The sequence below is a fragment of the Streptomyces sp. DvalAA-14 genome (assembly GCF_900091855.1).
Classification (GTDB): Bacteria; Actinomycetota; Actinomycetes; order Streptomycetales; family Streptomycetaceae; genus Actinacidiphila.
On sequence record NZ_FMCH01000082.1, the window covers coordinates 1 to 5,243 of the forward strand.

General features: G+C 73.3%; 5 protein-coding genes. 1 reads left to right on the top strand and 4 read right to left on the bottom strand.

Annotated features, from left to right (window positions below; all coding sequences use genetic code 11):
• The first annotated feature begins 188 nt into the window (after positions 1–188).
• Positions 189–1,571 carry a hypothetical protein gene (locus tag GA0115240_RS04170; RefSeq protein WP_093735286.1) on the top strand — a complete coding sequence of 461 codons (1,383 nt, stop codon included), beginning with the start codon at positions 189–191 and terminating at the stop codon, positions 1,569–1,571.
• Between the two features lie 34 nt (positions 1,572–1,605).
• Here the strand turns inward: GA0115240_RS04170 and GA0115240_RS04175 are convergent, their stop codons facing one another.
• From GA0115240_RS04175 to GA0115240_RS04190, 4 genes are all read right to left on the bottom strand, one after another.
• The gene (locus tag GA0115240_RS04175) at positions 1,606–2,019 is read right to left on the bottom strand and encodes an NTP pyrophosphohydrolase (RefSeq protein ID WP_093735287.1); all 414 of its coding nucleotides are present in this window, start codon (positions 2,017–2,019) and stop codon (positions 1,606–1,608) included.
• Positions 2,020–2,147: 128 nt separating this feature from the next.
• Entirely contained in the window at positions 2,148–3,164 is a 1,017-nt protein-coding gene (locus GA0115240_RS04180) for a LacI family DNA-binding transcriptional regulator (RefSeq protein WP_093735288.1), read from the bottom strand.
• Between the two features lie 117 nt (positions 3,165–3,281).
• Complete coding sequence (locus GA0115240_RS04185; protein ID WP_093735289.1) at positions 3,282–4,313, bottom strand: ABC transporter permease; 1,032 nt, start codon at positions 4,311–4,313, stop codon at positions 3,282–3,284.
• Entirely contained in the window at positions 4,310–5,230 is a 921-nt protein-coding gene (locus GA0115240_RS04190; protein WP_093735290.1) for an ABC transporter permease, read from the bottom strand. Before GA0115240_RS04190 ends, GA0115240_RS04185 begins: the two co-directional genes overlap by 4 nt.
• Between the last annotated feature and the right edge of the window lie 13 nt (positions 5,231–5,243).

A 5,243-nucleotide genomic window follows, 5' to 3' on the forward strand; every position in this document is an offset into this window, starting at 1 on the left:
GCGATGCCGGCGGGCAGCAATCGGCCGGCCGGCCCGGCGCCGGCCCGGGATTGCGGCCCGCCGCAGGGCAACCCTGAACGGCGCCCCGGTGTCAAACCTGTGCCCGGTGCAGACGGCGAAGGCGCCGACCACTGCGACCGGTCACCCACTCGGGAGCCCAGGTGCCCATCCGCCCACGCACCGCTCGTTTGGCCGCAGCCGTTTCGATCGTCCTGGCCACCACCGCCGCCGGCGCCCTTCCCGCCGCCGGTGCGGCCCCTCGGACCGCCGGTCCGCCCGGACAGCCCTACGAACTGAATCTCACCACCGACCGGGCCACGACCGACTACGACCACCGCACGGTCGACCTGAGCGGCATCCTGACCCACGCCGACGGCACCCCCGTGGTGGACGGCAGCGTCGACGTCACCGAGGCCATCGTCTTCACCACCTGGAATCCGTGGGGTGACCCGATCGACCCCTGGTACTACGACGCGCGCTCGCTCGGCACCGTCCACACCGACCAGAACGGCCGGTTCGACCTCCCCGACACGCTGGTCGACCACGTCGGGGACAGTTCCCTCGCTCAGTCGTACCACGAGGTGGAATTCGACGCCCAGTACGACCCGGACGGCAACCCGGACACGTACACCGACCTCATCTACGAGTCGATCCGGCGCCCCGCGACGCCCGTCCCGAGCACCATCACCGCGACGGTCGACAAGACCCGCGTGCGTCCCGGCGACACGCTCAATGTCACCGGCACCGTCGCCTTCCCCGCCGGACACGGCAGTGTGGACGGCACGCCGGTCTTCCTGCGGGCGTTCTCGGAGAGCGAGTCCGATGCCCAGACCACCGCCGACGCGGCCGGCCACTTCTCGTTCCACTGGAAGGTCCGCGGCGACGACGACGACTTCGCGGTCTACTCCGCGCCCAAGGACTTCTACATCGGCGGGGACTTCGCCGCGCTGCCGGTGGCCACCCCGATCACGCTCTCCTACTCCGCCGTGTCGGCCACCGTGGACGCCAACGGGCTGGCCACCGCCAAGGCGACGGTCAATCCGAGCTGCGCCGGGTCGGGGGCGGCGAAGCAGACCTTCAGCCTGCAGTTCGCCGCCGAGGGCAGCACCAGCTGGCGCACCGTCGCCACCGCCGCCCCCGCCGCCGGGGGAGCCCTGAAGGGGAGCTACAAGGGCGGGAACGGCAGCTACCGCTGGGTCCACGCCGAGACCGACGTCTGCACCGCCGCCACCTCCGCCGCCAAGGCCGTGCACCGCACCAAGACCCACATCGCCGGCTTCCACGGCACCCCGCAGCCGGTCCGCCGGGGCCAGCGGCTGCGGCTGAACGGCACCCTGCAGTATCTCGACGGCAGCACCTGGAAGCCGCGCGGCAAGCACCCGGTGGAGATCTGGTACCGGCCCACCAGCACGAGCACCTGGACACGCAAGTACGTCGTCCAGTCCAGCGACCGCGGGGCGTTCCAGAAGACGTTCAACGACTCCACGCGCGGCTGGTGGCGGACCATCGTGGTCGGCACCACCGGCCTGTACACCTCCATCAGCGACCCGGACTGGATCGAGGTCCTCTGACCGGCGACCGGCTGCCCGGGGCCGCAGGACGCGGCTACCGCCGGCGGACCGCGGTGGGGCCGACACATGTCGCCCCCACCGCTGCCACCCGCCGGCGCAGCTCCCGGTCCGCCGTCACCACCAGACAGGGCCGTTCCGGGTCGGCCGCCCGGGCCCGGGCGGCGAGGTCGGCGATCAGGTCGTCGCCGCTGCCGGGCGCGGACTCGACCCGCACGCCCGGCACCGAGGCGATCCCGCGAGCCGCCCCCTCCACGACCAGCACCACTTCCAGCGGCACCCCGATCGCCCAGGCCGGCGCACCGCTGTCCGGCGCCAGCCCGCCGGCCGCCAGGGCCGCGAGCGCGTCCCGCAGCCGCTCGGCGGCGCCCCGCCGGTCGCGCCACCAGCCGTCCGGCACGGATCCGACGACATTGGCGCCGTCCACGACGAGCAGCGGCCGGCCGGTCACCGCCGGGCTCCCCGGGCGGCGGCGTGCGGGGACCGGGTCTGCGGTGGCCGGTGGCTGGCGTCGTCACGGATCATGTGCCGCAGTATGCCCGCCCGTCCCGCCCGTCCCCGCCAGCGGCGGCACCGGGCTCAGTCGCGGCGCGCCGTCGACTCCCGGGTCACCAGCGTGTAGCCGGGCTGGATGCGTTCCGCGTGCATCTGCGGCGTGCCGGTGAGGCGGGCGACGACCCGTTCGACCGCCAGCCGTGCGATCGCCTGCTTGTCGGGGGACACCGTGGTGAGCGCCGTCGCCGAGAACCGGCCCTCCTCGATGTCGTCGAAGCCGACCACCGACACATCCCCGGGCACCCGCAGCCCCCGCTCCACCAGTGCCCGCATCGCGCCCAGCGCCATCAGGTCGTTGTACGCGAACACCGCGTCGGGCTCGGCGCCGCGGTCCAGCAGCGCGGTCATCGCGGCGGCCCCGTCCCAGCGGCCGTACCCGTCGGTGGCGGCGACCAGTTCCTCGTCGCAGGGCAGCCCGGCCGCGGTCAGCTCCTCACGCCAGCCGCGCAGCCGCAGATGCGCCGGCCGCCGGGCCAGCTCGCGGCGGGCACCGATGAAGGCGATCCGCCGCCGGCCGAGGGCCGCCAGATGCCGTACGGCGGTACGCGCCGCGGCCACGTTGTCGATGGCGATGTGGTCGTACGGCGCCTCGTACTCCCGCTCGCCCAGCAGCACCAGCGGCCCGTCGTCCGAGCGCCGGCCGAGCAGATCGGCGGCCTCCAGCTCTATCGGACTGAGGATCAGCCCGTCGATGACATGGGCCCGGAAGCCCTGGCAGACCAGCACCTCCTTCTCGCGCAGGCCGGCGGTGTGGTCGAGCAGCACCGTGTAGTCATGGCGGGCCGCCGCGTCGATGACCGCGCCGGCCAGCTCGGCGAAGTACGGATTGCCCAGTTCCGGGACGGCGAGCGCGATGATCCCGGTCCGGCCCTTGCGCAGGTGGCGGGCCGTCAGATTCGGCCGGTAGCCGAGCTCGTCGATGGCCCGCTGCACCCGGTCGCGCATCGCGGGCGTCACATGCGGATAGTTGTTCACCACGTTGGACACGGTCTTGATGGACACGCCCGCCAGCAGCGCGACGTCTTTGAGGCTGACGCCCACGGACTTCCTTCCCTCGTCCCGCCCCCCGGCGGCCTTGCGTGGGGGCGGCGGTTCCGGCCCCAGTCTGCACAAGGTCCGGTGCCGTGCCGGCGAACGGGCGGCACGGCACCGGACCGCTCAGGTGCCGCGGCGGGCCGCGGACAGGTACCGCTGGGCGACCACGACGACGATCAGGAAGCCGCCGCTGACCACGGACTGGTAGGAGGAGTCGAGGGAGCCGATCTGATTGATCAGATTCTGGATGACGCCGAGCAGCAGCACGCCCCACAGCGTGCCGGACACCGAACCGGCGCCGCCCACCAGCAGGGTGCCGCCGATCACCACCGCCGAGATCGCGTCCAGCTCCATGCCGACCCCGACGATGGTCACCCCCGACGACAGCCGGGCCGCGTTCAGCGCGCCGGCCAGCCCCGCGAGCAGCCCGCTCAGCGTGTAGACCAGCACCCTGGTGCGGGCCACCGGCAGCCCCATCAGCAGCGCCGCGTCCGCGCTGCCGCCGACCGCGAACAGCGCCTGTCCGAACGAGGTGCGCTGGAGCAGCAGACCCCCCGCGCCCAGCAGCGCGACCGCGATCAGCACCGGCCAGCCGAAGCCCCAGACCTGACCGCCGCCGAGCCGCTGGAAGGCCGAACCGCGCGGGACGAGATACGTCGACGCGCCCTCGTGGGTGAGCGCGAGCAGCAGTCCGCGGGCGCCGAGCAGCGAGGCCAGCGTCACGATGAACGGGGCCATCCCGGCCCGGGCCACCAGCAGCCCGTTGACCGTGCCGATCGCCCCGCACACCGCGAGCGGCAGCAGCAGGGCCGGCAGGAAGCCGTACTGCGAGGCCCAGGCGGCCAGCACCCCGCCGAGCGCGAACACCGATCCCACCGACAGGTCGATGCCGCCGGTGATGATCACCAGGGTCATGCCGAGCGCCACGATCGCCAGGAAGGACGCCTGGATGGTGATGCCCCGGGCGTTGTCCAGGGTCGGGAAGGCCGTGAAGAGGAAGGAGGACACCAGGCAGAGCAGGATCAGCACCGCCAACGCGCCTTGGCGCTGGAGGAGTTCGGCGGCGCGTTGCCGGCCGGTGGGGCGGAGCGGGGCGGCCCGCGCCGGCAGTGGGCGGTCGGCGGTGGCGAGCGGTGTGTTCAGCGGGGACCTCATCGCGATCGGCGCTCCCGTGCGACGTAGACGGCGAGCAGGATGATGGCGGCCTGGACCATCTGCGCGGTGGAGTCGTGCAGATCGTGGCTGACCAGCGTGGCGTGCAGCAACTGCATGAGCAGCGCGCCCATCACCGTGCCGAGCACCCGGACCGAGCCGCCGGTCAGCGGGGTGCCGCCGACCACCACGGCGGTGATCGCGGACAGTTCCATCAGATTGCCGAGCGAGGACGGGTCGCTCGCGGTCAGCCGGGCGGTGGCCAGGACCCCGGCCAGTGATGCCAGCACCCCGCAGACCACATACACGCCGAGCAGTACCCGGCGGACCGGCAGGCCGGCCAGCGCGGCGGCGGCCCTGTTGCCGCCGACGGCCACCACCTGGCGTCCGAAGGTGGTGCGCCGCACGAGCAGCGCGATCACCAGGGCCAGCGCCGCGGCGATCAGGACCACCACCGGGACGCCGAGCACGCTGTTCGTGCCCAGGCCGAGCAGGTCCGGATCGCTGATCTGCTTCAACCGGCCGTGCGCGATCACCAGCGCCAGCCCGCGGCCGCCGACGAAAAGCGCCAGCGTCGCCACGATCGGCTGCAGGCCGACCAGGGCCACCAGCGAGCCGTTGACCAGTCCCACCGCCACCCCGGCGAGCAATGCCACCAGCAGACCGGGCAGCAGGCCGTAACCGAGGTACAGCGGGAGCACCGCGCTGGCCAGCGCCATGGTCGAGCCCACCGACAGGTCCACGCCCTCGGTGCCGATCACCAGCGCCATGCCGAGCGCGACGATGACGACGGGGGAGACCTGGACTCCTTGGGTGCGCAGGTTGTCGACGGTCAGGAAGCGGTCGGTGAACAGGCCGTTGAAGGCCAGCAGGACGGCGACGGCGGCGTAGACGCCGTAGCGCTGGAGCCAGTCGGCCAGGCCCGGGCGGTCC

What these genes read in the sequence shown, in the direction of transcription:
- GA0115240_RS04185 (WP_093735289.1), bottom strand. Translation starts at nt 4,313, where the DNA reads ATGAGGTCCCCGCTGAACACACCGCTCGCCACCGCCGACCGCCCACTG.